General features: G+C 67.8%; 23 protein-coding genes. 20 read left to right on the top strand and 3 right to left on the bottom strand.

Going from position 1 to position 26,243, the window contains the following annotated elements:
• Nucleotides 1–189 precede the first annotated feature (189 nt).
• Genes nirB through V5D55_RS16175 form a run of 4 tightly spaced genes read left to right on the top strand, consistent with a single transcriptional unit; the run spans nucleotide 190 to nucleotide 5,085 of the window.
• Entirely contained in the window at nucleotides 190–2,769 is a 2,580-nt protein-coding gene (gene nirB, locus V5D55_RS16190; protein WP_435744926.1) for a nitrite reductase large subunit NirB, read from the top strand.
• On the top strand, nucleotides 2,766–3,152 hold the full coding sequence (gene nirD, locus V5D55_RS16185; protein WP_435744924.1) for a nitrite reductase small subunit NirD: 387 nt from the start codon (nucleotides 2,766–2,768) through the stop codon (nucleotides 3,150–3,152). Before nirB ends, nirD begins: the two co-directional genes overlap by 4 nt.
• Nucleotides 3,149–3,961: a uroporphyrinogen-III C-methyltransferase gene (cobA, locus tag V5D55_RS16180; protein ID WP_435744922.1), complete on the top strand. Its 813-nt coding sequence runs from the start codon at nucleotides 3,149–3,151 to the stop codon at nucleotides 3,959–3,961. Before nirD ends, cobA begins: the two co-directional genes overlap by 4 nt.
• On the top strand, nucleotides 3,958–5,085 hold the full coding sequence (locus tag V5D55_RS16175) for a uroporphyrinogen-III synthase (protein WP_435744920.1): 1,128 nt from the start codon (nucleotides 3,958–3,960) through the stop codon (nucleotides 5,083–5,085). The genes cobA and V5D55_RS16175 overlap by 4 nt, the downstream gene beginning before the upstream one ends.
• 68 nt (nucleotides 5,086–5,153) lie before the next feature.
• Here V5D55_RS16175 and V5D55_RS16170 read toward each other — a convergent pair whose 3' ends face one another.
• The gene (locus tag V5D55_RS16170; protein ID WP_435744918.1) at nucleotides 5,154–5,459 is read right to left on the bottom strand and encodes a hypothetical protein; all 306 of its coding nucleotides are present in this window, start codon (nucleotides 5,457–5,459) and stop codon (nucleotides 5,154–5,156) included.
• A 128-nt stretch (nucleotides 5,460–5,587) separates the two neighbouring features.
• Here V5D55_RS16170 and V5D55_RS16165 point away from each other — a divergent pair, with 128 nt between their 5' ends.
• The 12 genes from V5D55_RS16165 (at nucleotide 5,588) to aroQ (ending at nucleotide 17,488) form a co-directional block, all read left to right on the top strand.
• Nucleotides 5,588–6,958 carry a replication-associated recombination protein A gene (locus V5D55_RS16165; RefSeq protein ID WP_435744916.1) on the top strand — a complete coding sequence of 457 codons (1,371 nt, stop codon included), beginning with the start codon at nucleotides 5,588–5,590 and terminating at the stop codon, nucleotides 6,956–6,958.
• A gap of 167 nt (nucleotides 6,959–7,125) precedes the next feature.
• Complete coding sequence (rpsD, locus tag V5D55_RS16160; RefSeq protein WP_105721277.1) at nucleotides 7,126–7,755, top strand: 30S ribosomal protein S4; 630 nt, start codon at nucleotides 7,126–7,128, stop codon at nucleotides 7,753–7,755.
• A 116-nt stretch (nucleotides 7,756–7,871) separates the two neighbouring features.
• Nucleotides 7,872–8,060 carry a hypothetical protein gene (locus tag V5D55_RS16155; RefSeq protein ID WP_307373959.1) on the top strand — a complete coding sequence of 63 codons (189 nt, stop codon included), beginning with the start codon at nucleotides 7,872–7,874 and terminating at the stop codon, nucleotides 8,058–8,060.
• 52 nt (nucleotides 8,061–8,112) lie between these two features.
• Complete coding sequence (gene alaS / locus V5D55_RS16150) at nucleotides 8,113–10,773, top strand: alanine--tRNA ligase (protein ID WP_435744913.1); 2,661 nt, start codon at nucleotides 8,113–8,115, stop codon at nucleotides 10,771–10,773.
• On the top strand, nucleotides 10,770–11,243 hold the full coding sequence (gene ruvX / locus V5D55_RS16145) for a Holliday junction resolvase RuvX (protein ID WP_435744911.1): 474 nt from the start codon (nucleotides 10,770–10,772) through the stop codon (nucleotides 11,241–11,243). The genes alaS and ruvX overlap by 4 nt, the downstream gene beginning before the upstream one ends.
• A 2-nt stretch (nucleotides 11,244–11,245) precedes the next feature.
• Nucleotides 11,246–12,781, top strand: a complete 1,536-nt coding sequence (gene mltG / locus V5D55_RS16140) for an endolytic transglycosylase MltG (protein ID WP_435744909.1) — start codon at nucleotides 11,246–11,248, stop codon at nucleotides 12,779–12,781.
• A 4-nt stretch (nucleotides 12,782–12,785) separates the two neighbouring features.
• Complete coding sequence (locus tag V5D55_RS16135) at nucleotides 12,786–13,598, top strand: shikimate dehydrogenase family protein (protein ID WP_435744907.1); 813 nt, start codon at nucleotides 12,786–12,788, stop codon at nucleotides 13,596–13,598.
• Nucleotides 13,599–13,671: 73 nt separating this feature from the next.
• Complete coding sequence (gene aroC / locus V5D55_RS16130) at nucleotides 13,672–14,901, top strand: chorismate synthase (RefSeq protein ID WP_435744905.1); 1,230 nt, start codon at nucleotides 13,672–13,674, stop codon at nucleotides 14,899–14,901.
• Nucleotides 14,885–15,403, top strand: a complete 519-nt coding sequence (locus V5D55_RS16125) for a shikimate kinase (protein WP_435744902.1) — start codon at nucleotides 14,885–14,887, stop codon at nucleotides 15,401–15,403. The genes aroC and V5D55_RS16125 overlap by 17 nt, the downstream gene beginning before the upstream one ends.
• Nucleotides 15,400–16,488: a 3-dehydroquinate synthase gene (gene aroB, locus V5D55_RS16120; RefSeq protein WP_435744900.1), complete on the top strand. Its 1,089-nt coding sequence runs from the start codon at nucleotides 15,400–15,402 to the stop codon at nucleotides 16,486–16,488. Before V5D55_RS16125 ends, aroB begins: the two co-directional genes overlap by 4 nt.
• Nucleotides 16,485–17,051, top strand: a complete 567-nt coding sequence (locus tag V5D55_RS16115; RefSeq protein WP_435744897.1) for an N-acetyltransferase family protein — start codon at nucleotides 16,485–16,487, stop codon at nucleotides 17,049–17,051. Before aroB ends, V5D55_RS16115 begins: the two co-directional genes overlap by 4 nt.
• Nucleotides 17,048–17,488 (top strand): type II 3-dehydroquinate dehydratase, encoded by a 441-nt coding sequence (gene aroQ, locus V5D55_RS16110; RefSeq protein ID WP_435744895.1) that lies wholly within the window; start codon nucleotides 17,048–17,050, stop codon nucleotides 17,486–17,488. The genes V5D55_RS16115 and aroQ overlap by 4 nt, the downstream gene beginning before the upstream one ends.
• A gap of 174 nt (nucleotides 17,489–17,662) precedes the next feature.
• On the opposite strand, the gene V5D55_RS16105 is transcribed toward aroQ, so the two are convergent.
• Nucleotides 17,663–18,907, bottom strand: a complete 1,245-nt coding sequence (locus V5D55_RS16105; RefSeq protein WP_435744893.1) for a DUF222 domain-containing protein — start codon at nucleotides 18,905–18,907, stop codon at nucleotides 17,663–17,665.
• Nucleotides 18,908–19,130: 223 nt separating this feature from the next.
• On the opposite strand from V5D55_RS16105, the gene efp reads away from it, so the two are divergent.
• From efp to V5D55_RS16090, 3 genes are read left to right on the top strand one after another with little or no spacing between them, the layout of a single operon-like run.
• Nucleotides 19,131–19,691 (top strand): elongation factor P, encoded by a 561-nt coding sequence (gene efp, locus V5D55_RS16100; RefSeq protein ID WP_435744890.1) that lies wholly within the window; start codon nucleotides 19,131–19,133, stop codon nucleotides 19,689–19,691.
• Nucleotides 19,692–19,694: 3 nt separating this feature from the next.
• A complete protein-coding gene (gene nusB / locus V5D55_RS16095; RefSeq protein ID WP_307373984.1) occupies nucleotides 19,695–20,105 on the top strand; it encodes a transcription antitermination factor NusB in 411 nt (136 codons plus the stop codon).
• 54 nt (nucleotides 20,106–20,159) lie between these two features.
• On the top strand, nucleotides 20,160–23,450 hold the full coding sequence (locus V5D55_RS16090; protein ID WP_435744888.1) for an SNF2-related protein: 3,291 nt from the start codon (nucleotides 20,160–20,162) through the stop codon (nucleotides 23,448–23,450).
• Here the strand turns inward: V5D55_RS16090 and V5D55_RS16085 are convergent.
• A complete protein-coding gene (locus tag V5D55_RS16085; protein WP_435744886.1) occupies nucleotides 23,447–24,352 on the bottom strand; it encodes a DUF4349 domain-containing protein in 906 nt (301 codons plus the stop codon). The genes V5D55_RS16090 and V5D55_RS16085 overlap by 4 nt on opposite strands.
• Nucleotides 24,353–24,536: 184 nt before the next feature.
• Between V5D55_RS16085 and V5D55_RS16080 the strand changes: the two genes are divergently transcribed.
• A complete protein-coding gene (locus V5D55_RS16080) occupies nucleotides 24,537–26,114 on the top strand; it encodes a Rieske 2Fe-2S domain-containing protein (RefSeq protein WP_435744884.1) in 1,578 nt (525 codons plus the stop codon).
• The last annotated feature ends 129 nt before the right edge of the window (nucleotides 26,115–26,243 follow it).

The following is a 26,243-nucleotide window of genomic DNA, read 5'->3' as shown; positions in this document are numbered from 1 at the left end:
GCGGGAGGCGGAAAGGACGAGGCTCAGCCTAGTACGCCCGGCACGCGGGGTGAGGTCGCACTGTTCTCACATCGCCGTTACCGATCTGTGAGGAGATCGTTCGACGGTCGAAACACAGCCCGACACGTCCGAGAAACACGGCGCTCCTATCGTCGCCAGCACGACAGTTCCCCGGTCGACAGGAGCCCCATGAACGACACCTCATCCACGCCGCACGAGATCCTGGTGGTCGGAGCGGGGATGGTGGCGCATCGTTTCGTGGAGAGTCTGCTCAGTCGTGCGGACGCCGACGTCAGGGTCACCGTCATCGGCGACGAGGGCCGCGGACCGTACGATCGCGTGGGTCTGACGAGCTTCTTCGCCGGCGCGTCGCCCGAGGACCTGGAGCTGGATCGGTCGGTGTTCGCCGACGCCCGGGTGCGACTGATCTCCAACGATCGGGTCCTGCGCATCGATCGCGCTCGACGTGGGGTGCGAACCCGCTCGAAGCGCACCTACGGGTACGACACGCTCGTCCTCGCCACCGGGTCTTATGCGGCACGGGTCGCGGTCGATGGAGCCGATCTGCCCGGATGCTTCGTGTACCGCACGCTCGACGACGTCGCGGCGTTGCGGGACTTCGTGGCCGATCGGTCGTCCGCCCTCGGCCGTCCGCTGCGCGGCGCGGTGATCGGAGGCGGGCTGCTGGGTCTCGAAGCCGCCGGTGCACTGCAGGGGCTGGATGTCGACACGACCGTCGTGCAGTACTCCGATCGGCTGATGTCGGCGCAACTCGATCAGGCCGGGGGAGGGATGCTGAAGCGGCTGCTCGAGGCGAGGGGCATCACCGTGCGGACACAGGCGAGAACGACGCGGCTCGATCCGGACGAGTCCGGCGCAGTGACCGCGCTCGAGTTCCAGGACGGTTCGTTCCAGCGCGCCGACGTCGTCGTATTCACGGTAGGCGTGCGACCGCGTGACGAGCTCGCGCGCAATGCGGAGCTGGACGTGCATCCCCGCGGCGGCGTGCTGATCGATGCGCGATGCTCGACGTCTGATCCCCACATCCTCGCGATCGGCGAGGTCGCAAACTTCGAAGACCGCTGTGTGGGACTGGTGGCGCCGGGCTATGCCATGGCCGAGGTCGCCGCGACCCGGTTGCTGGGTGGCGACGCGAGCTTCCCCGGCTACGACGAGTCCGCGAAGCTCAAGCTGTCCGGCGTGGATGTGGCGAGCTTCGGCGACGCACTGGCCCGCACCCCCGATGCGCTCGACGTCGTCTACGCCGACCCGGTCGCAGGTGTGTACAAGAAGCTCGTGCTCTCCGACGACGCGCAGACGCTGCTCGGCGGCATCCTGATCGGCGACGCGAGTGCATACGGTGCGCTCCGGCCGATGGTGGGCGCGAGGCTCGGCGCAGACCCTGCCGCGTATCTCCTGCCTGAGGGTGGCAACGAGGCACCGGGCGGTGAACTGCCCGATGCGGCCGTCGTCTGCTCCTGCTCGAACGTCTCCGCCGGCCGGATCCGTCAGGCCGTGCACGACGAGGGCTGCCGCGATGCCGCCGCCGTGAAGGGCTGCACCAAGGCCGGCGCGACCTGCGGCTCGTGCGTGCTGATGGTCAAGAAGGTGGTCGGACAGGAGCTCACGAAGCTCGGGCAGCCCGTCTCGAATGCGCTGTGCGAGCACTTCGACATGTCGCGTCGGCAGCTTTTCGACGCGGTGCGTGTCGCCGAGCTCTCGACCTTCAGCTCGATCGTGGAGCGCTTCGGGCGTGGCCGCGGCTGCGACATCTGCAAGCCGGCGATCGCCAGCATCCTGTCGGGATTGGTGGGCACGCACGTGCTCGACGGCGAGAACGCCACGCTGCAGGACACCAACGACCACGTGATGGCGAACATGCAGAAGGACGGGACCTACTCGGTGGTGCCGCGGATGCCGGGCGGCGAGGTGACGCCCGACGGGTTGCTGGCGATCGGGCAGATCGCGAAGGACTTCGCGCTCTATACGAAGATCACCGGCGGGCAGCGCATCGACATGTTCGGCGCACGGCTCGAGCAACTGCCTCTGATCTGGGAACGGCTGGTCGACGCGGGCTTCGAGTCCGGCCACGCCTACGGCAAGTCCCTCCGGACCGTGAAGTCGTGCGTGGGGTCGACCTGGTGCCGTTTCGGCGTCCTCGACGCGGTCGGCATGGCGGTGAAGCTGGAGCTGCGCTATCGAGGCCTGCGTGCCCCGCACAAGCTGAAGCTCGGAGTCTCGGGGTGCGCCAGGGAATGCGCGGAAGCGCGAGGGAAGGACGTCGGCGTGATCGCCACGGAGACCGGGTGGAACATGTACGTCGGAGGGAACGGCGGGTTCACCCCTCGGCACGCACAGCTCTTCGCGTCGGATCTGGATGACGACGGCTTGATCCGAGCGATCGACCGCTTCTTCATGTACTACATCCGCACGGCCGATCGTCTGCAGCGGACGGCGCCGTGGTGCGAGGAAGTCGAGGGCGGTCTGGACGGACTCCGCCGCGTGGTCTTCGACGACAGCCTCGGCATCTGCGATGACCTGGATGCCGCGATGGCCGAGCACGTGGAACGGTACGAGGACGAGTGGGCCGCGACACTACGTGACCCGCAGAAGCTCGAGAGGTTCCGGTCGTTCGTCAATGCCGCTGACACGCCGGACCCCTCGCTCGCGTATGTCCCGGAGCGCGGGCAGATCCGGCCGGCGACTGTCGAGGAGCGACGCTCCGGCACGGTTCTGATCGCCGGAACGGCCCTGGAGGTACGACGATGACCGGCATCCTGGCGGAAGCGACTCTGGTGCGTCTCTGTGCCGTCGCAGATCTCGAAGTCGAGCGCGGCCGCGCTGCGCTCCTCGACGGCGGTGAGCAGGTCGCGCTCTTCCTCCTCCCAGACGGGTGCGTGCACGCCGTGTCGAATCTCGACCCGTACAGCGGTGCGAACGTGATCTCCCGCGGGATCGTGGGGAGCAGAGGAGACGCGGCCACGGTCGCCTCTCCGCTGCACAAGCAGATCTTCGAGCTGCGGACCGGCATCTGCCTCGAAACCCAGGGCAAGGCGGATGCCGCCCTTCGGGTGTGGCCCGTGCACCTGGTCGACGGCGACGTGTTCCTCGAGGGCTCCGCGGGTGAAGACGCGGCGGAGCAACGCGCATGATCTCGCTCTTCCGCCGACGTCGGCGCAGGACCGGCACCACATTCGCGGCGACACGAGTCGGCCGGGTCGATCTGATCGGCGGCGGCCCGGGGCCCGCCGACCTCATGACTCTGCGCGCCCATCGGCTGCTCGCGGAAGCCGATGTGGTCATCGCGGACCGGCTCGGCCCGACGGATGAGGTGCGTGCCGAGTTGCGCCCGGGCGTGCGGGTGATCGATGTCGGCAAACAACCGGGCCACCACCCGGTACCGCAGGCTCAGATCAATGCACTTCTCGTCGCCCACGCCCGCGCCGGGATGCGCGTCGTGCGGTTGAAGGGCGGCGATCCGTTCGTCCTGGGCCGGGGAGGCGAGGAGGTGCTCGCCTGCGAGGCCGCCGGCGTCCCCGTCACCGTGACTCCCGGAGTCAGCAGTGCGATCTCCGTGCCGCAGGCCGCCGGGATCCCCGTGACGCATCGGGGCGTGGCCTCCGCGCTCCACGTCGTGAACGGTCAGGGGCCGTTCACCGAGAGCACGCTCTCGTCCTTGGCCGACGCTTCGGTGACGACCGTCGTGCTGATGGGCGTCGCGGCATTGCCACGCCTCGTGATGTCCGCGTTGCAGCACGGAGTCTCGGCGGATCGTCCGGTTGCGATCGTCGAGAACGGTCATGCGCCGCAACAGCGCACGGTTCGCAGCACGCTGGGCGCTATCGTGGCCGACGCAGAGGAGGCCGCCGTGATCAACCCCGCCGTGATCGTGATCGGCGACGTCGCGCGCGCCGGGCTGCTGCTGCCCACGGCGTCCCAGTTCGCGGAGAGGTCGGCGTGACGAAAGCACCGACCCTCGAATCCGCTCTCGCCGGTTGCACGATCATCGTGGCCGCCGATCGCCGATCGATCGACCTCGCGACCGCGCTGGAGCGCCGCGGCGCGCACGTGCACCGCGCTCCCGCGCTGAGCATCGTCGCGAACGCCGATGACGCCGAGTTGATGCGCCGGACGGAGCAGCTCATCGTGGAGCCTCCGGACATCGTGGTCGTGACGACCGGCGTCGGCTTCCGCGGGTGGATGGATGCCGCGCATGAGCACGGCCTCGATGAGGGCATCGTCCGGGCGCTGCGAGGTGCGCAGTTCGTCGCGCGCGGCCCCAAGGCGCACGGCGCGATCCAACAGGCGGGGTTCACCGCCGATTGGGTGGCGGAGTCGGAGACGGCGGCGGAGGTGGGCGAGTACTTGCTCTCCTCGGGGATCAGCGGCAAGCGGATCGTCGTCCAGCACCATGGCGCCGGGGCCGATGGTCTCGACGAGCTCCTCGCCGGTGCCGGCGCAGACGTCGTGAGTGTCACGGTGTATCGCTGGGGGCCGCCGCCGGATCCGGAAGTCGTCAGACGCTCGGCTCTGCAGGCCGGCGGGGGAGAAGCGGATGCCGTGCTGTTCACCTCCGCTCCCGGCGCGGCATCCTGGCTCGCCGTCGCCGAGAGCGCGGGCGTCCTCGACGACATCCGCCGCCGCGCTGCGAGCGGGAGGCTCCTCCTCGCCGCCGTCGGTCCGATCACCGCCGGTCCGCTCTTTGCGGCAGACCTGCAGACGACGATCGCGGACCGCGGTCGGCTCGGTTCGCTCGCGCGATGCGTGATCGCACATTTCGGCGGCGGTCGTGCACCGTCCCTGCCGACGGATGCCGGCCGGTTGGAAGTGCGCAGCGGGGGAGTCCTCATCGATGAGCGCTTCGTGCCGCTCTCTCACACCGCCGCGCGACTCATCGAGGCGCTGTTCGTGGCGGGCGGTCGGGTGCTCTCCCGCGCCGAGATCGCGCGTGTGCTGCCGGGCGGCGACCGCAACGGACATGCGGTCGAGGTCGCTGTCGCGCGGCTTCGCGAGGCGCTGGGCGGTGTGGATCTCGTGCAGACCGTGGTGAAGCGCGGGTACCGTCTGTCGGTCATCGAGTATTGACACCTGATGGCCGCTATGCGGCGGGGCGAAGCTCTCAGATCAGCGCCGGTCGTGTGAGAGGGCGCTGGTCACTCGGCAGGGGTGTCCGACGGGATCGGAACCGGCGTCTCGGACGGCGTCTCGGACGGCTCGGTCGACGGTTCGACCGTCGGCGTCGGCGAGGGGGTGGGTTCCGGTGCGGTCACCTGCGCGTGCACGACCTGGCTGCCGATGGCTGCAATGACGATGAGGGCTCCGACGATCGAAGCGACGGCGTTGTCTCTCACCCGGCGACGGATCTGGCTCTGATGCCAGATCGTGCGCGCGGTGTGCAGTCGAGTGCGCTCCGCCTGGGTGCGCTCCTGCCGTGTGCCTCTGGAACCGCGTGCGGCCATGCCCTGGGTCTCCCATTCCGTGCTGCTGCGCTCGAAGTCTGCGCTCGACGTCGCCTGAGAGCCTACCGTCGCGACCGGGGTGTGCTGAGCGTTGCGTCAGTGTCGTGACCCGCCAGTAGCCTGGAGGGATGACGTCCCCTGCCGCACTGCTCTCCGGGCAGACGCCCCTCGCCGTGCGCATGCGTCCCGTGTCGCTCGATGAAGTCGCGGGCCAACGTCATCTTCTTCGCGCCGGATCACCCATCGTGGCGCTGGCCGACCCGGACGCGACCTCTCCCGGAGCGGTGTCCATCATCCTCTGGGGCCCCCCGGGGACGGGGAAGACCACGCTCGCGCAGGCGATCGCCCGTTCGTCCGGACGGCGTTTCGTCGAGCTCTCGGCGATCACGGCCGGAGTCAAGGACGTGCGCGAGGTGATGCAGGAGGCCATCACCCAGCGCGACCTCTACGGGCAGACGACGATTCTCTTCCTCGACGAGATCCACCGGTTCACGAAGGCTCAGCAAGACGCGTTGCTGCCGGGAGTGGAGAACGGCTGGGTGATCCTGATCGCCGCGACGACCGAGAACCCCTCCTTCTCGGTGATCTCTCCTTTGCTCTCGCGTTCCCTGCTGCTCACTCTCCAGCCGCTCACCGACGATGACATCGGGCTGCTGGTCGACCGCGCGGTCGAAGACGCGCGCGGTCTCAACGGCACGGTGGTCCTGAGCGCGGAAGCACGTTCGGCCCTCATCCGTCTCGCGTCCGGCGACGCCCGGCGCGCCCTCACCGGGCTCGAAGCCGGCGCGGCGGTGGCTCTCTCGCATGCGTCGGGTCCGAACGCGAAGACGAAGGGCAAGAAGAAGACCGACGACGCTGCGCCGCCCGAGGTGTCGGCCGACGATGTCGCGCAGGCCGTCGACAAGGCTCTGCTGCGCTACGACCGGCAGGGTGACGAGCACTACGACGTGATCAGCGCGTTCATCAAGTCGATCAGAGGGTCAGACCCGGATGCTGCGCTGCACTACCTGGCGCGCATGATCGAGGCGGGGGAGGACCCCCGGTTCATCGCGCGACGCCTGGTGATCTCGGCATCCGAAGACGTCGGTCTGGCCGACCCCCAGGGGCTGGTGATCGCAGTGGCAGCAGCGGATGCCGTGGCCTTCATCGGCATGCCGGAGGGGCGCATCCCGCTTGCCGAGGCCACCGTCTACCTCGCCACCACAGCCAAGTCGAATGCCGCGTACGTCGGGATCGATGCCGCGATCGCCGACATCCGCGCCGGGGGATTCGGCCGTGTGCCGCTGCATCTCCGCGACGCGCACTACCCGGGCGCCAAGCGCCTGGGCCACGGGAAGGGCTACGTCTACTCGCACGACAGCGAGTACGGCGTCGTGCCCCAGCAGTACCTCCCGGACGAGCTCGACGGCAGGCACTACTACGAGCCCAAGGCGCTCGGCGCCGAACGCGACATCGCCTCCCGCCTGGAGCGGATCCGTCGGATTCTCGGTGATCGTTGAGCAGTAACGCGATCTGTTAGACTTGATCGGCTCGAAACCGTGTTTTCGGGCATCTCCTCGTTCACACCCCACCTTGCTGGCGCCCCGGCGTGCGCTCCAAGGCAGAACGCGGACGATACGTCCGTGAGTCGTGAAAGACGCGACCACGTCATCGGAAGGACAGCTTCGTGACCACGAAGTCCCAGGACCGCCGCAAGGTGCGTCTGAGCCGTGCCCTCGGCATCCCGCTCACCCCGAAGGCCGCCCGCTACCTCGAGAAGCGTCCCTACGCTCCGGGTGAGCACGGCCGCACCAAGCGCAAGGCAGACAGCGACTACGCCGTCCGTCTGCGTGAGAAGCAGCGTCTTCGCGAGCAGTACGGCATCCGCGAGAAGCAGATGCGCAACACGTTCAACGAGGCCCGTCGCCTCGACGGCCTGACCGGTGAGAACCTGGTCGAGCTCCTCGAGATGCGTCTCGACGCTCTCGTCGTGCGTTCGGGCTTCGCCCGCACCACTGCACAGGCTCGCCAGCTCGTCGTGCACCGTCACATCCTCGTCGACGGCCAGCTCGTCGACCGCCCGTCGTTCCGCGTGAAGCCGGGTCAGCTCATCCACGTCAAGGCCAAGAGCGAGGGCACCGAGCCCTTCCAGGTCGCAGCCGCCGGCGGTCACGCCGAGGTCCTGCCTCCCGTTCCCGGCTACCTCGAGGTCGAGCTCGACAAGCTCCAGGCTCGCCTGGTTCGTCGTCCGAAGCGCGCCGAGGTCCCCGTGACCTGTGAAGTGCAGCTCGTCGTCGAGTACTACGCGGCTCGCTGACTCACGCGCATCACGCGCAATCACGCAGGAGGCGTCGGGGCAACCCGACGCCTCCTGTCGTTTGCGCATACGATGGTGAAACCGCGCCTTCGCGGATCAAGGGCAAGGATGACGACATGAAGAACATGCGGTGGTTCCTGATCGGTCTGATCGGCGGCTTCGTCGCTGCTCATTTCATGAACAAGGACCCGCGTGGTCACGACATCCTCGCCGAAGTGGACGCCAGGATCAACGGATTCACGGCGGCCCTGGGCGACGCCTACCGCGAGCAGGAGGCACGGCTCACAGAGCCGGGCGACAACTGAACCCTCGCCGCGCCTCGGCGCTGCATCTTCACGCAAGGACACCCGGCACTCTATGAAAACTGCGGAGATCGCGCAGCGTTACCTCGACTTCTTCGAGAAGAACGACCATCTCATCGTCCCCTCGGCCTCGCTGGTCAGCGACGACCCCTCCCTGCTGTTCACGGTCGCCGGAATGGTGCCGATGATCCCGTACCTCACGGGTGTCGTCCCCGCGCCGCATCCCCGCGTCGCCGATCTGCAGAAGTGCATCCGCACCAACGACATCGAAGAGGTCGGCCGCACGGCACGCCACGGCACGTTCTTCCAGATGCTGGGCAACTGGTCGTTCGGCGACTACTTCAAAGAGGGCGCGATCCGCTACGCCTGGGAGCTGCTGACGACCTCCGAGTCCGACGGCGGCCTCGGCTTCGACGAGAAGGACCTGTGGGTCACCGTCTACGAGACCGACGACGAGGCCGAGGCGATCTGGCGCGACATCATCGGACTGAAGCCGGAGCGCATCCAGCGGCTCGGACGGGCGGACAACTACTGGAACACCGGCCAGCCCGGCCCCGGTGGTCCTGACTCCGAGATCTTCTTCGATCGTGGTCCGGCCTATGGCAAGGACGGCGGTCCTGCGGTCGACGACTCGCGCTTCCTGGAGATCTGGAACCTCGTGTTCATGCAGGACTTCATCGAGAACATCCGAGGAAAGACCGAGTTCGACATCGTCGGCGAGCTGCCGATGAAGAACATCGACACCGGCATGGGGCTCGAGCGCGTCGCGTTCCTCAAGCAGGGCGTCGAGAACATGTATGAGAGCGACCAGGTGCGTCCGGTGCTCGATCGCGCCGTGGAGCTCTCCGGTCGCAAGTACGGGGCGGTTCACGAAGACGACGTCCGTTTCCGCGTCATCGCCGACCATGTCCGGTCGTCGCTCATGCTCCTCTCCGACGGCGTCCGCCCCTCCAACGAAGGACGCGGCTACATCCTCCGGCGCCTGATGCGTCGCACTGTGCGCTCGATGCGCCTGCTCGGCGTCGACGAGCCCGTCTTCCCGGAGCTCTTCGCGACGTCGCGCGATGCGATGAAGTCGGCCTACCCGGTGCTGGAGTCCGATTGGGCGACGCTCTCGGCATCCGCCTTCGCCGAGGAGGAGACCTTCCGCCGCACGCTCGCGTCCGGCTCGACCATCCTCGACCTCGCGCTCGACCAGACCAAGCAGGGTGGTGGAAAGACCCTGAGCGGTCCCGAAGCCTTCCTGTTGCATGACACGTACGGCTTCCCGATCGACCTCACTCTCGAGGTCGCCGAAGAGGCCGGTCTCGATGTCGACCGCACCGCGTTCGACGCTCTCATGCAGGAGCAGCGTCAGCGCGCGAAGGACGACGCCCGCAACCGCAAGCGCCAGCTCGCCGACGTCTCGGTGTACCGCGACCTCCGCGCGCTCGGTGAGACGGGCTTCGACGGCTACACCGCCCTCGAGGTGGAATCACGCATTCTCGGCATCCTCGTCGATGGCGCGGTCGTGCGCAGCGCGGCCGAGGGTCAGATCGCGGAGGTCGTGCTCGCCGAGACGACCCTGTACGCCGAATCGGGCGGGCAGGTCGCCGACAAGGGCACGATCGTCGGACCGGGCTTCGAACTCGAAGTGCTCGACGTGCAGCGCCCCGTGCCCGGCCTCATCAGCCACACGGTCGAGGTCACGCGCGGGACAGTCGCGGTCGACGACGCGGCGACCACGGTCGTCGACGCGGCGAACCGCCGTGCCGCACGCCAGGCGCACTCCGCGACGCATCTCGTGCACGCCGCGCTCCGCGACACGCTGGGTTCCACCGCCACGCAGGCCGGATCGTTGAACCGCGCCGGCTACATGCGCTTCGACTTCTCCTGGTCGCAGGCGCTGTCAGGTGAGACGCGTTCGGAGATCGAGGAGATCGCGAACCGTGCTGTGCAGGACGCCCTCGAGGTGACCACACGCATCGTGTCGCTCGACGAGGCCAAGGAAGCGGGCGCGATGGCGCTCTTCGGCGAGAAGTACGGCGAGGTCGTGCGTATGGTCGACATCGGCGGTCCGTGGTCCCGCGAGCTCTGCGCCGGCACGCACGTGGCCTCCAGCGCCGAGATCGGCCTCGTCAGCGTCGTCGCCGAGTCGTCGGTCGGAGCATCCAACCGCCGTATCGAGGCTCTGGTCGGCGCCGACGCCTTCCGGGAACTGGCCGCCGAGCGCGCACTCGTGTCGCAGCTCACGTCTTCGCTGAAGACGCCGCGTGAGCAGCTTCCCGAGCGCATCGCCGATCTCGCCGCGAGCCTGAAGGCCGCCGAGAAGCGCATCGCGCAGTTCGAGGCCAAGGAGCGCGCCGGGCAGGTACCGGCGATCGCTGATGCCGCCCAACGGGTCGGATCGTTCCTGGTGGCTTCGCAGTCGCTCGGTGAAGTCGCCTCGGCCGACGACGTACGCGACATCGTGATCGGTGTACGCGATCGTCTGGGATCGGATGCTGCGGTCGTCGCTCTCGGCGCGGTCGTCAACGGCCGCCCGGTCGTCGTCGTCGCGACGAACGACGCCGCGCGCACCGCGGGAGCCAAGGCGGGAGCGCTCGCGAAGCGCGCCGCCGGCGTGCTCGGCGGGGGTGGCGGCGGTCGTGATGACGTCGCCCAGGGTGGTGGGGCGGATGCTGCGGCGCTGCCTGCCGCACTGGAGGCCATCTCCCAGGAGCTGCACGTCGCGTGAGCGGCTTCCGCCGCGGTGTCCGCATCGGCATCGATGTGGGCCGGGCCAGGGTCGGGGTCGCGCGATGCGACCCCGACGGCATGCTGGCCGTGCCCGTCGAGACCGTTCCGCGCGGGGAGAACTCGATCACCCGGATCCTGGAGATCGCGGGCGACTACGACGTCCTCGAGTTCGTCGTCGGGCTGCCCGTGAACATGCAGGGTGCCGATACGGCGTCGACCACCGACGCGCGCGAGTTCGCCGAGACCCTCCAGCAGCGTGGAGGGGTGTCGGTGCGCCTCGTCGACGAGCGCCTGAGCACCGTCACCGCGCATGCGGCTTTGCGGTCCTCCGGGAGAACTCAGAAGAACTCTCGTAGCATTGTGGATCAGATAGCCGCTGTTGTCCTTCTTCAGCAGGCGATCGACACGGAGAAGAGCACCGGAAACCCGGCCGGTGCCACGATTCCGCCTGACGAGGAGCCCGCCTGAACATGTCCCAACGCGATAGTGCCCCTCAGCACGATCCGGACGCCCGCCTGGGCGACCTGTTCGAGAACCTTCCCGACCCCACGCGCCAGATCCCGACTGTGGACAACAGCGCTCCTGCGCCTGGTTCCCGTCGTGCGGCCCGCGAGGCGGCAGGGTCGACCGGCGCGCAGCCGACGCCCGCCGAGCCCTCGGGTACTCCTGCTGAGACTCCGGACGTCGCGAACGACGTGCATGCGCTCTTCAGCTCGGACGAGGTCCCTCAGCCGACCGATCCCGCTCCCGAGCTGGGGGGTCCTGTCGACGCGTCTTCCGACCAGCCGGTTCCGACGGCGGCCGTGCCTGTGTCAGCCTCGCCCGCGGCATCCGTGTCGGCGGAGCCGGTGACTCCAGACCCCGCACCGCCACTCGGCGGCGGTCTCGACGACCTCTTCGCACCACACGACGATCACGTCGACGGTCGTCGTCCCAAGAAGAAGCGTCGCAAGGGCTGCTTGATCGCCCTCATCATCGTGCTCGTGGTCTTCGGCGGCATTGCCGCCGCCGGCGTGTGGGCGATGAACACCTACGGCGACAAGATCAACGAGGTCATGGGCTGGGGTGAATCGAAGGACTGGGAACCGGGTGAAGCCACGGGCGAAGCCACGGTCACGATCCGCTCCGGTGACACCGGGCAGCCCGTGTCGGTGGCGCTTTTCGAAGCGGGCGTCACCAAGACCGAGGACGTTTTCTACGACTACCTCGTCGCGGAGAGCCCCGATGCCGTGTTCTACCCGGGTGTTTACCAGCTGCAGAAGAAGATGACGGCAGAGGCCGCCCTCGCTGCGCTCCAGAACGAGGACAACCGGCTCGAGAATACGGTCTCGGTGTCCGAGGGCGGGACGATCGAGTCGTCACTGCCCTCGATCGCCGAGACCATCGGCCTCCCGCTGGCGGACTTCGAAAGTGCGGTGGCGGACCCGACGGCGTACGGCGTCAACGCCGAGAGTCTCGAGGGCTGGCTCTTTCCCGCGGTGTATACCTTCGATCCCGAGGTGACAGCGCCCCAGGTCATCCAGAGAATGGTCGACCGCACACGCGAGGCGCTCACGGAAGCCGGGGTGCCGGATGCCGACGCACAGCGCGTGCTGACGATCGCGTCGATCATCCAGCGTGAGGGTAGGACCGACGACTTCTCCAAGGTTTCCCGGGTGATCCAGAATCGTCTGGACATCGATATGAAGCTGCAGATGGACTCGACAGCACAGTATGGATATGGGTCACTGCACGAGGGAGTGGTGTCGAGTTCCGCGGAAGCGCTCGAGAGCGACAATGCGTGGAACACTTACTTCCACACGGGGCTCCCCATCACGCCGATCGCGAGCCCGAGTTATGCGGCTATCGACGCTGCCATGCACCCCACGGACGGGCCTTGGCTCTACTTCGTCACGATCAACCTCTCCACCGGAGAGACCCAGTTCTCGGAGACTCTCGCCGAGCATGAGCAGGGTGTTGAGAAGTGGCGCGATTGGTGCCGCGCCAATCCCGACGGCGGCTGCTGAGAGCGTGACTGCGTCCCTACTGGCGGTGTGGGGCGACCCGATCGCCCACTCGAAGTCTCCGGCGCTGCATGCGGCGGCCTACGCCGTTCTCGGTCTCGACTGGGAGTACGGTCGGCAGCGGGTAGCGGAGGAGGAATTCCTCGGTGCGCTCGGCGAACTCGACGGCACGTGGCGCGGTCTCTCGCTGACGATGCCGTTGAAGGACGCGGCGTTCCGCGCCGCCGGCTCGCATGATGCGCACGCCGAGCTCACCGGCGCCGTGAACACCCTGCTGCTCGGTGATCACCTGGCCGGATACAACACGGACGTCGGCGGCATCATCGATGCGCTGGCGGAAGCCGGCGTCGAGAACGTCGAGAGCGTGCGGATTCTGGGCGCCGGCGCGACGGCGGCCTCAGCTCTCGTCGCGGTGGCCGACATCGGCGCGACCGTCGTGGATGTCCGGGCGCGTCGTCCGGAGCGAGCGGCAGCTCTCGTCGACCTGGGTGACCGGCTCGGCGTGACTGTCACCGCGCGCGCTCTCCAGGATGCGGTGGAGCCGGTGCAGTTGACGATCGCGACGCTGCCCAGCGGCACCGTGCTGCCCGCGGAACTCTCCGAGCCGCTGGCTGCGGCGGGGGGCGCGCTGTTCGACGCGGCCTACGCCCCCTGGCCATCGGCGCTCGCGAGCGTCTGGGGTGAGGCTCCGGCGATCTCCGGGCTCGGGATGCTGCTGCATCAGGCCGTGCGTCAGATCAGGATCTTCCACCACGGCGACCCGACGATCGAGCTCCCCGACGAGGCAGCGGTGGTCGCGGCCATGCGCGCAGCGCTCTGACGGACGAGCCTGATCCGCGCCCTTCGGCGACACGCGGCACGGTGCACCTCCCAACGCATGGGAGACTGGAGCAATGCTCCGCGTGCTCACGGCCGGCGAATCGCACGGCCCAGAACTCATCGCCGTCATGGAGGGTCTGCCCTCCGGCGTCCCGGTGTCCTCCGAGGCCATCCAGGCCGACCTCGCCCGTCGCAAGCTGGGCTATGGCCGCGGCTCGCGGATGAAGTTCGAACAGGACGAGCTCACGATCTCGGGCGGCGTCCGTCACGGCAAGTCGCTGGGAAGCCCCGTCGCGTTGCGCATCGGCAACACGGAGTGGCCGAAGTGGATCGAGGTCATGAACCCCGAGCCGGTCGAGCTCACCGATAAGTCCCGTGGCCGCAGTGCGCCGCTCACACGTCCGCGCCCTGGCCACGCCGACCTCGTCGGGATGCAGAAGTACGACTTCGACGAGGCCCGCCCGATCCTCGAGCGCGCGAGCGCGCGCGAGACGGCGGCCCGTGTCGCGCTCGGCGCGATCGCCCGCTCGTTCCTCGGCGAGCTCGGCATCCGCCTCGTCAGTCACACGCTCTCCATCGGTCCCGTGCGGGTGCCCGAGGGCGCGGCCCTGCCGACTCCGGATGACGTCGATGCTCTCGATGCCGATCCGCTGCGGTGCTTCGACGCCACGACCTCCGCGCTGATGGTGGCCGAAGTCGACGATGCCAAGAAGGACGGCGACACGCTCGGCGGCATCGTCGAGGTGCTCGCCTACGGTCTGCCCCCGGGACTGGGTTCTCATGTGCACTGGGACCGCCGCCTGGACGCGCGTCTCGCGCAGGCGCTCATGAGCATCCAGGCCATCAAGGGCGTTGAGGTCGGCGACGGCTTCGAGACCACGCGTCGCCGCGGTTCTGCCGCTCACGACGAGCTCTTCGGCACCACGGATGGCATCACGCGCGGATCGGATCGCGCGGGAGGCACCGAAGGCGGCATGTCCACGGGCACGGTGCTCCGGGTTCGCGCCGGCATGAAGCCGATCGCCACCGTGCCGCACTCGCTTCGCACGATCGACGTCGCGACCGGAGAAGACGCCACCGCGCATCATCAGCGCTCCGACGTTTGTGCGGTGCCTGCTGCGGGCGTCGTCGCCGAGGCGATGGTGGCCGTGGAGCTCGCGAACGCGGTCCTCGAGAAGTTCGGTGGCGACAGCATCCGAGAGACGCGTCGCAACCTCGACGGCTACCTCGCGAGCATTCCCGCGGAGCTGCGTACGACACCCGCGTCCGAGGCGGCGCTCATCGCGCATGACGAGCGAGGCTGATCCGCTCACGCTGGTCCTGGTCGGCCCGATGGCCGCAGGCAAGACCAGCGTCGGCAGGCGCGTGGCTCGACGGCTGCACGTCCCGTTCATCGACACCGACAAGCGGATCGTCGCGCAGCACGGCGCGATACCAGAGATCTTCGCTGAGCACGGTGAGCCGCACTTTCGGGAGCTGGAGCGCGCGGCCGTGGCTTCGGCTCTCGCTGACGGCGGGGTGATCTCGCTCGGCGGAGGCGCAGTCACCGATGCCGGAACGCGGGAGCTGCTGCGCGAGCATCCGGTGGTCTTCCTCACGGTGAGCGCAGATTCGGTGGCCGCCCGTCTTCGCGGTGGCAACAGGCCTCTGCTCGCCGGCGAGGACCCGCTGGAGACCTGGAAGCGGATCTTCGAGGAGCGGCGGGCCTGGTACGACGAGGTCGCCGCCAAGACGTTCGACACGTCGCGCCGACCGATGCAGAAGATCGCCGACGAGATCGTGGCATGGAGGAGAGAACAACGATGAGCACGACGACCATCAGCGTCAACGGGAACGATGCCTACGACATCTCGATCGGACGGGGCATCCTCGATGAAGTGTCAGCCGCACTCGCACCGACGGTGCGCAAGATCCTGGTCGTGCACCCGCCGACGCTCGCGGCGCGCGCCGCCGAGCTGCGCGAGCGACTGCTGGCAGACACGGAGAACGGCCCGCGCGAGGTTCTGCTCGCTGAGGTTCCCGATGCCGAGCAGGGTAAGCGCATCGAGGTCGCGGCTTTCTGCTGGCAGGTCATGGGGCAGGCCGACTTCACCCGCACGGATGCCGTCGTCGGCTACGGCGGGGGAGCGGTGACCGACCTCGCCGGTTTCGTCGCTGCGACCTGGCTGCGCGGTGTCCAGGTCGTGCAGGTCCCGACGACGGTGCTCGGGCTGGTCGACGCGTCGGTCGGAGGCAAGACGGGCATCAACACGGCCGAGGGCAAGAACCTCGTCGGCGCCTTCTGGGCACCGAGTGCTGTCATCGGCGATCTCGACGAGCTCGGCAGCCTGAGTCCCAATGAGGCGACTGCCGGCTTCGCCGAGGTCGTCAAGGCCGGCTTCATCTGGGCGCCGGAGATCCTCGACATCGTCGAGGCGGACCCGGCACGGGCCGTGGACACGACCACCGAGGAGTTCCGCCGTGCCGTGGAACTTGCCATCGACATGAAGGCGAAGGTCGTCTCCGACGACTTCCGTGAGGCGGGGCTCCGCGAGATCCTCAACTACGGACACACGCTCGGGCACGCGATCGAACACGCAGAGCGGTACAAGTGGCGTCACGGTGCGGCCGTATCGATCGGAATGCTCTACGCCGCTGAGTTGTCGCGGCTGGCGGGTCGTCTGTCGGATGCTGCTGCCGAACGGCATCGAACGATCCTCGAGTCACTGGGCCTTCCGACCAGCTACCGAGCGGGCGCGTGGCCGCAGTTGCTCGCCACCATGCAGCGGGACAAGAAGAGCCGGGGCGGGATGCTTCGCTTCATTCTGCTCGACGACATCGCGAAGCCCACCGTGCTGCAGGCGCCGGACGAGTCGCTGATGTTCGCCGCGTACCAGGAGATCGGAGCATGACCGTCGCCGCGCGGCGTGTCCGCGCCGACGAGTGGGAGCGCGTGCGGGATCTCCGTCTCGACGCTGTTCGCGATCCGCTGGCGCCGATCGCATTCCTCCACTCGTACGAGGAAGAGGCAGCTCACCCCGACGGGTTCTGGCAGGATCGCGCGGCCAATGCGGCCAGCGGTGACGCCGTGGCGCAGTTCGTCGCAGAGGTCGACGGCGAGTGGATCGGCACTGTCACGGTGATCCGTTGGAATGCGGGTGAGACGGATCATCACGGACGCGACGTGTCCACGCCACGCGGTGATGTCGTCGGCGTCTTCCTCCGCCCGGAGCATCGAGGCCGCGGTGTCGTCGATGCCCTGATCGGCGCAGCCGCGGAGTGGGCGCGAAGCCTTGGTGATGAGTCGCTCACTCTCGATGTGCACGCCGAGAATGCACGGGCCCAGGCGGCCTATCGGCGGGCGGGCTTCGTCGAGACCGGCACTCGCTTCTCCGCCTCGATCGGACCGGAGCTGGAGATGAGTCGCCCGCTCTCGGACGTGGATCTCACGGACGCGGATAAGGTGTCGTCGTGACGACGAACTCCCGGTTGCTCCTGGTGAACGGACCCAATCTCAACCTGCTCGGCACGCGTGAGCCTGATGTCTACGGCACCGCGACGCTCGAGGATGTCGAGATGCTCACCGCCGCAGCGGCGGACGCCCTCGGCTACGAAGTGCGTGCGGTGCAGAGCAACCACGAGGGTGTTCTCATCGATGCGATCCACGCCGCGCGGGCGGACTGTGCGGGCATCGTCATCAACCCCGGCGGGCTCACCCATACATCCGTTGCGCTCCGTGACGCGCTGACCGGGGTCGCTCTGCCTTTCGCCGAGGTGCACATCTCGGACGTCTACGCCCGCGAAGAGTTCCGGCACCATTCGTACCTGCACGATGTCGCCGCCGTGCGTGTGGTCGGTCACGGGGTCGACGGATACGCGGAAGCGGTGCGGGAGCTCATCGCGAAACTCTGACCCGTCCCTGGCCGGTCGGATCGGATCGGATGACACGATCGGAACCGCGCAGGTATCGGTGCCGCCCACGGATCAGGGTTGCGCGCGGATCAGAGTTGCGCACGGATCAGGGTTGGGCACGGATCAGAGTTGCGCGCGGATCAGGGTTACGCGCGGATCGGAGTTAGGCACGGATCAGAACGGCGGGGGAGCGTCGCTGACGAAGCCGGTCGGCGTGGTGACTTCGACCGTTCGGTCGGGTCGGGTGCGAAACACCGCTCGAGTTCGATGTCGATGCGCATGATCGCGGGGACAGAGCGGCCGCAGGTTCGCCAGGTTCGTCTCACCACCGCGCGCCCATGGACGGTCATGATCGATGTCGGCGTCGACCGCCAGACGTGAACAGCCGTCCCGGGAACACGTACCGTGTCGGACGGTGATCCAGTCGCGTTGCGCCTTCGTCGGACGGTAAGTGCGGCGGTCCATGTCGATGAACACGCCGTCCACCGGATCGGTGATGAGCCGCCGGAAGGTCTTCGCCTCGAGGAACAACTGCCGGGCGCTGAGCGGGTCGAGAGTATCTCCGCCGACGATCGATGCCTGCTCGATCGGGACGGGCTGACCAGCCAGCAGCTGCACGGGCACCGTGACGAAGATCTTCGTCTTGACGGCCGTCGGCGTTCCGGTGCCCTTGAGCCAACCGATGAACAGGTCGGTACGTATCTGGTCGCGTGTGCGGCCCTCGCGCTTGTCCTTCTGCAGGTTCTTGGCCGTCGCGGTGAGGCGTCCGAAGATCGCCACAGCCTCGTGGGTAGGGACCAGCGCGCTGATCCAGGACATTCCGTCGCCGGCGGGCGCGTGCACGACCTTGCGATCGGCCATCGCGCGCGTGTGGCGGCGGGCAGCGAGGTCGCCGCTGACGGCGTCGATCAGCTTCTTGACCCGGCGTCGGAACGCCGCAGAGGGGCAGGTGAGCACCCAGGCGGCCGCTGCCACATCGACTCTCGCGATGACCGCCGTAGCCGCATCCTGGATCTCCTGGGGAGCATCCGCGGGTGGAACGATGGCATGGAGGAGCGTGACGACCTGGCGGACGGCGGTCATCGACGCGAAGCCGTCGCGTGCCTGCGCCCAGAGCTCGGGGAGGTGCCGCATCGCCCAGCCCGCTGTCGACTGGAGTTCCCGCACCTGATCCTCCGAGAGACGGAGGCGCAGCGCGATGTCGAGGACTGCTGATCTCTCCGCCATCACCGGATCGGCATCCGGCGTGTAGACCTCGGGGTGACGACGCGCCATCTCCAGCGCGCCGACGAGGCGCTCGCACCGCAACGACGCCTGTCGATTCGTCTCGTTGTCGGTGCACGACAGATCGTCCAGCAACAGCGCGACGACGGCACCCGCACCGCGGGGATGGTCGCCCCTGTCGCTGTTCTCGTCCATGGGTCGAGTGTAGTACATAGTTTCGAACAAAGGCATCCCGGGTGGCGCTATATATCGGTGGATCGCGCGCGTCGTTCGAACGGCGGGACGCGACTGCCGACGAACCCGGATCGCAGCCGAATCCGGACCCGCATCCCGCATCCCGTAGAATCGACTGTCGGCCCTGCCTGTATCGCGGGGGAGAGGCCGGCCCCCACAGACACAGGAACGGAACTCTCAGCGCATGGCATCTACCGCAGACATCAAGAACGGCGTCGTTCTCAGCATCGACGGACAGCTCTGGAACGTCATCGAGTTCCAGCACGTCAAGCCCGGCAAGGGCGGCGCGTTCGTGCGGACCAAGCTGAAGAACGTCGTCTCGGGCAAGGTCGTCGACCGTACTTACAACGCGGGCGCGAAGATCGAGATCGAGAACGTCGACCGCCGCGACTTCACGTACCTGTACGCCGACGGCGACAGCTTCGTGTTCATGGACACCTCCGACTACGACCAGATCACGGTGGGTGCGGCGACGGTCGGCGACGCGAAGAACTTCCTCCTCGAGAACCAGCTGGTCACGATCGCCCTCAACAACGGCAACCCGCTGTACATCGACCTCCCGGCATCCGTCATCCTCGAGGTGACCTACACCGAGCCCGGCCTGCAGGGCGACCGCTCGTCTGCCGGCACGAAGCCCGCGACCGTCGAGACCGGATACGAGATGCAGGTCCCGCTGTTCGTCGAGACCGGCACGAAGATCAAGGTCGACACCCGCACGGGTGACTACCTCGGTCGCGAGAAGTAAGGCGTGAGCGCCCGTACGAAGGCGCGCAAGCGCGCTCTCGACATCCTGTTCTCCGCCGACGTGCGGGGCGATGACGTCGCCGTGGCGCTGGCCGCCGAGGCCAAGCGCGCCGCAAGCGAGCCGGCACGCGAGGCCTCCTGGCTGTACGCCCGCGAGATCGTCGACGGCATCATCGATCAGCGGGACGAGATCGATGAGCACATCGCCACGCACAGCCGTGACTGGAAGCTCGAGCGGATGCCGGCGGTCGACCGAGCGCTGCTGCGCATCGGCGTCTGGGAGATCGTCTACAACGATGAGATCCCGACAGCGGTCGCCATCGACGAGGCGGTCGAGCTCGCGAAGGAGTTCTCCACGGACGATTCCGGAGCTTTCGTGCACGGCGTCCTCGCCAGGGTGGCCCGCGCCGCCTGACCGGCTCAGCCGCATCGCTGAGCCCATGTCGGATGTCACGGGAAGGATGCTGGCATGCCCGCTCCGCACGTCGACCTCCGCGATCTGATGCAGATCACGGACGCCGGTGGATACGCGCGCGGCCTCGCCTACTTCCGCGAGGGGAATGTCCTCGACCTCGACTGGGACGAGGAGCGGCAGGAACTCGAAGGGCACGTGAGAGGCAGCAACGACGCCGAGTATCTCGTCGAGGTCGGCTTCGTCTCGTCGAACGGGAAGCGGCACGTCCGTTCCACACGCTGCTCCTGTCCGGTGCGTTCCGCGTGCAAGCACGTCGTCGCCGCGCTGCTCGCGTCGAACGTGCACGAGTACTCACGGCAGGACGGCGCGCGGACCCCGCAGTCCGTCGCGCCTGCTCCTGCGCCCGCGCCGCTCGCGCCGCCCTCCTGGCGTTCCTTGGTCGCCCCGGCGCTGACCGCTCAGACGCGCCCGCTCGCACTCGGGGTCGAGCTGCGGCACCGCGCGCCCCGGGGAGACAATCACTGGGCACCCCGCGCGGTGCGGCCGGCCACGCCACGTGACCTCGCGAAATCGACGGGTGAGCTCCTTCTCGCCATCCGTCCGCTGATCCGCAGCCATCAGACGGGCGCGTGGATCCAGGGCCAAGCGGGGTGGGACGTCGTCCGACGCGACGTGTCGCAGTTCGGACGGGCGCAGAGTCGCTGGTTCGGAGATCTGCTCAGCATCTCGCGCGATTCTCTGCTCTCCGGCAACGCCGGCGACTGGCTCGTGGTCGACCAGATCGAGTCCGGTCTGCTCTGGTCCCACCTGCGTGCCGGAGCGGCTCTGGGCATACCGCTCGTGGCGAGTCAGAAGAACGCGAGCGTGCATCTCGCGGGCTCGGCTGAGGTGTCGGCCACGATCGCGCGCGGCGAGGACGGAGTGCTGACGGTCGCCGCAGATGCGACCGTCGACGGCCAGGACGTCGCGGCTGCGGCGGTGCATCCGATCGGGCGTTCCGGCGTGTACTCCGCCGTGTTGATCGGCAGCAGGATGCGCATCACGCTCGCCGAAGTCGCGCTCAGCGAACAGGTGCGTGCGCTGCTCGAGGCGCCCCAGGCGTTCGTGATCCCCACGGACGAAGAAGAAGCCTTCGTAGCGGAGGCCTACCCGCTGCTCGCGCGACGCTCCGCGGTGCGAGCCATCGGCGACGTCTCCCTGCCCGAGATCCCGGCACCGGAGCCCGTCCTCAACGTCGCCTTCGAGCGCGGCGATGTCGTGAACTACTCGTTCGCCTGGTCTTATCGCGGATTCGGCACGGTGCCCTTCGCTGCCGGTCCCGCCGCCGTTCGCGATCCCGAGGCCGAAGCGAGGAGACGGGCAGAGCTCGAGTCCGTGTGGCAGGAGCACACCACGAACCGTTTCCTGCCGTCCGGCTCCTTCCACGACATCGATGCGGCAGCCTTCGTCGCCCAGGTCGTGCCCGCGTTCGAGGCCGCGGGAGTCTCCATCGTCACCACGGGCACACGCAAGGAGTACCGAGAGCTCACCGGCACGCCGGAAGTGAAGGTGACCACGGTCGAGACGACCGACTCGGACTGGTTCGATCTCGGCATCATCGTGACGATCGACGGCAGGCACATCCCGTTCGGCCCGCTGTTCACAGCGCTCAGCCGCGGTAAGAAGAAGCTGCTGCTCGCCGACGGCGGCTACTTCTCCGTCAACCACCCCGCGCTCGATCGTCTTCGCGAACTCATCGAGGAGGCGGGCGAACTCGACGAATGGGAGACCGGACCGCGCATCAGCAGGTATCAGACCGACCTCTGGGAGGAGTTCGAGGACCTCGCCGACGAGGCACTGCCCGCAGTCAGCTGGCGCTCCACCGCCGAGGGGCTGCGCGCGGCCACCGGAGTCCCGGAAACACCGCTGCCTGCATCGGTTCGTGCGGAACTGCGTCCGTACCAGAAGTCCGGCTTCGACTGGCTCGCCTTCCTCTGGGCGCACCGGATGGGCGGAATCCTGGCCGACGACATGGGACTCGGAAAGACTCTGCAGCTCCTCACCTTCGTGCAGCACACACGCGACGCGGGGGAGCGGCGCCCGTTCCTCGTGCTCGCCCCCACGTCTGTCCTCAGCACCTGGAAGACGGAGGCGGCCCGTTTCACGCCCGACCTCCGCGTGGCCATCGTCGACACGACGAGCGGAACCCGCCGGGGTTCTCTGGCGCAGGCCGCGGCATCCGTCGACGTCGTCGTGAGCTCGTACACGGTGGCTCGTCTCGACGAGAAGGAGTTCGGCACGGTCGAGTGGGCTGGGCTCATCCTCGACGAGGCCCAGTTCGTCAAGAACCCGAAGACGAAGCTGCACCGCGCGATCTCGACGTTCCGCACCGACGTGACCTATGCGGTCACCGGAACGCCGATGGAGAACAGCCTGTCCGACCTCTGGTCTCTGCTGAAGCTCGCCGCACCCGGCCTGTTCCCCTCCGCACGGAAGTTCCGTGATCGGTTCATCCAGCCGATCGAGAAGGGCAAGGTCCCGGAGAACGAGGAGGGCGGCGAGTTCCGCCAGCGCCGACTGGCTCAGCTCCGCCGTCGTATCCGCCCTCTCATGCTGCGCCGCACGAAGGAGCTCGTCGCCGCCGATCTCCCGCCGAAGCAGGAGCAGGTGCTCGAGGTCGAGCTGAGTCCCGCGCATCGTGCGCTCTACGACGTCGTGTTGCAGAGGGAACGGCAGAAGGTGCTGGGACTGATCGACGATCTCGACCGCAACCGCTTCATCGTCTTCCGCTCGCTCACGCTGCTGCGCATGCTGAGCCTCGCGCCGGGCCTCGTCGATGAGAACGACGCCGACATCGGGTCCGGCAAGCTCGACACCCTCCTCGACCGGGTCAGCGAGCTGCGGGCCGAAGGGCACCGAGCGCTCGTCTTCAGCCAGTTCACCTCGTTCCTCGACCTGGCTGCCGCTCGCCTGGATGCCGCCGGCATCCCGTATGCCCATCTCGACGGATCGACCCGTCGACGCCAGGACGTCGTCGATGGATTCCGATCAGGCGACCAGGTGGTGTTCCTGATCAGTCTCAAGGCCGGCGGATTCGGGCTCACGCTGACGGAGGCCGACTACGTGTTCCTCCTCGATCCGTGGTGGAATCCTGCCGCCGAGGCCCAGGCGATCGACCGCACCCACCGGATCGGCCAGACGAACCAGGTCTTCGTCTATCGGATGATCGCCGCGGGGACGATCGAGGAGAAGGTGCGCGAGCTTCAGCAGCGGAAGGCACGCCTGTTCACCGCGGTCATGGACGACGAGGAGCTGTTCGCGCGCTCGCTGACGGCGGACGACATCCGCGGGCTATTCGACGACTAACGGGGTGCAGGAGGAGTCTGCTCGGGCGCCGCGAACAAGGCGAGATCCGGCATGACCTGCGCGAGGGGCGGTCGCGCGTCCTGACGACGACGGTTGCGCGCCACGAGCCAGATCACGCCGGCGACGACCGCGGCGAGGAGCACGAGCCAGGGGAGACCGACGCCGACCGCGATCAGCATCGTGCCCCAGAACGCACCGAACCCGGCCCACCCGACCGCCAGGGCCTCTCCGAAGTTCTGCGGCGCCGTCACGACGGGCACGTACTCCGACACGAGGCTGAGCGTGATGGTCGACATCGCGACCTGATCCTCCAACGCGCGGGACTGCGCCTCCAGACCCTCGAGCTCGGTCTGACGTTCCGCGATCGCCGACTCCAGTTCGATCAGATCGGACGTCTTCGTCGCGGTGCCGAGCCAGTCGGTGTAGCGCGCGATCGATGCCCGAAGTGTGGTGATGCGCGCGGCGAGATCGCGCTGAGTCGCACCCACCTCGGTGGAATCCAGTGCCGTCTCCTTCACCTCGCCCAGGTCTGCCAGCGCGCCGCGGACCGCTTCGATGGCGTCGGCGGGGATGCGCAGCGTGAGCTCTGCACTCGCCTGCCCGCCGTCTTCGGCCGCCCGTTCCGTCCGCCCGCTCACCCGTCCGCCGACATCGGTCACGATCGAGGTTGCTTCGGTCGCGGCCTTGATCGGGTCGGCAGCGACGATGGATATCCGGCCGGTGATGACGACGGCGGTGTCGACATCACCGCCGTCCGTCGCGGCCGGGGCGTTCTCGGCGGGAGCTTCGTCCACGCTCGCGGATTCACCTCCGCCGGATCCCATGGCGGCGCATCCGGTGAGCCCGATCGCGGCGGTCGACGCCAGGACAAGAGCGATGAGCAGTCTGCGTGTCGTCTTCATAGCCGCAGAGTAGTGAGCGGACTCCCTCGGGATGCCGGGAGTTCGGTCACGATCCGATCAGGGTTGCGTAACGACTGCGCATCGTCCGCCGGAACCGCGCTCGGCTGGGTATTCACGGCCCGTCTCCGGAGTCCCCCAGTGAGCCGTCGGTAGAATCGGACGGTTCACTTTCGAGAGGAATGCAATGCGGATCACGGGACTCGGCCATGCCGGGATGTTCATCGAGACGGTGGGCGGGAACATCATCTGCGACCCTGTCCTCGGACCCTCGTTCTACGGATCCTGGTTCCCGTTCCCCGACAACCGTGGGCTCGACTGGGAGCACTTCGGACGCGAGGCGGACTTCCTCTACATCTCGCATCGGCACCGCGACCACTTCGATCCGAAGCTTCTCGAGCGGTACATCCGCAAGGACATCGAGGTCCTGCTGCCGGAGTACCCGATCGACGACCTCGAGAAGGACATCCGCGCCCTCGGCTACACGAACATCACGTACGCACCGGCCGGACAGATCATCGAACGCGGCGACCTCAAGATCATGATCACACCGCTGCGTGCCCCGAGCGACGGCCCCATCGGCGACTCGTCGCTGAGTGTCGACGACGGCACCGCGTCGGTGCTGAACCAGAACGACTCCCACCCGCTCGACCTCGAGAGGCTGCTGAGCTTCGGCAAGCCCGACGCGTACTTCACCCAGGTCTCCGGTGCGATCTGGTGGCCGATGGTCTACGACCTGCCGCTCGATGCAAAGCAGAACTTCGCGAAGCTCAAGCGCGACGCGCAGAACAAGCGCGCGATGTACTACATCGAGAAGGTCGACGCCGCCCACGTCTTCCCGATGGCGGGACCGCCGATGTTCCTGCGCGACGACCTCTTCGACTTCAACGGCATCGGTAAGAACGGCGAGTCGATCTTCACCGACCAGAAGCAGTTCCTCGCGCACATGAAGGAGCTCGCGCCCCAGTACGACGGGCACCTGTTCGTCCCGGGAACCGTGGTGACGGTCGAGGGCGCGTCAGTGAGCACCGAGCAGTCCCTCTACACGGATGCCGAGATCACCCACATCTTCGACGAGAAGTGGGACTATCTCGAGTCCCAGCGGGCCAGCCGTCAACAGGAGATCCGCGACGAGGAGGCCTCCCGCGCGGAGATCATCCCGCCCGCCGAGATGCTCGAGACTCTGAAGACCTGGTGGGAGCCGCTGCTGAAGAAGTCCCGCACGATCCGCCTCGGCGTCGGCGGATGCGTGCGTTTCAAGATCGGCGACCTCGACATGGTCGTGGACTTCCCGCGGGCCAAGGTCCGCGAGTACGCGGGGGAGGAGTGCATCTACTGGTACACGATCCCCGCCGATCTCGTCTCGACGAACATCCGCGATCGAGAGATCGACTGGTCGAACTCGATCTTCCTGTCGATGCAGTTCCAGGTCGGACGCAGCGGCAAGTTCAACGAGTTCCTCACCACGTTCCTCAAGTGCCTCTCGGTCGACCGCATCGAGTACGTCGAGAACTGGTACCAGGAGCAGACGGACCAGACGGAGGATGCCGAGGTCGGCGACTGGGTCGTGCAGCGGCGCTGCCCGCATCTGCGCGCCGACCTCACGAAGACCGGGAAGGTCGACGAGGACGGCATCCTCACCTGCAGCATGCACGACTGGAAGTGGGACCTGAAGACCGGGCGGTGCCTGACGACGACCGGCCACCCGATCCGGTCGTCGAAGATTGACGGGGTCACCGAGGGAGCTCTTCGTCCCACCGGCTGACCGTTTGCAGGTCGAGAACACATCTGCAGGTCGGAACCGCGCATCTCGACCCGCAGATGTGTTCTGAACCTCCGATCTGACGCGGTCGACCGCACGACTCGGATAGACTGAATCCACAAGCAACCTTTA

The organism is Microbacterium sp. PMB16, from assembly GCF_051294855.1.
In the GTDB taxonomy this organism is placed as follows: domain Bacteria; phylum Actinomycetota; class Actinomycetes; order Actinomycetales; family Microbacteriaceae; genus Microbacterium.
Note: the sequence above shows the minus strand (reverse complement) of the source record. Positions and strands in the feature narration are given on the sequence as shown.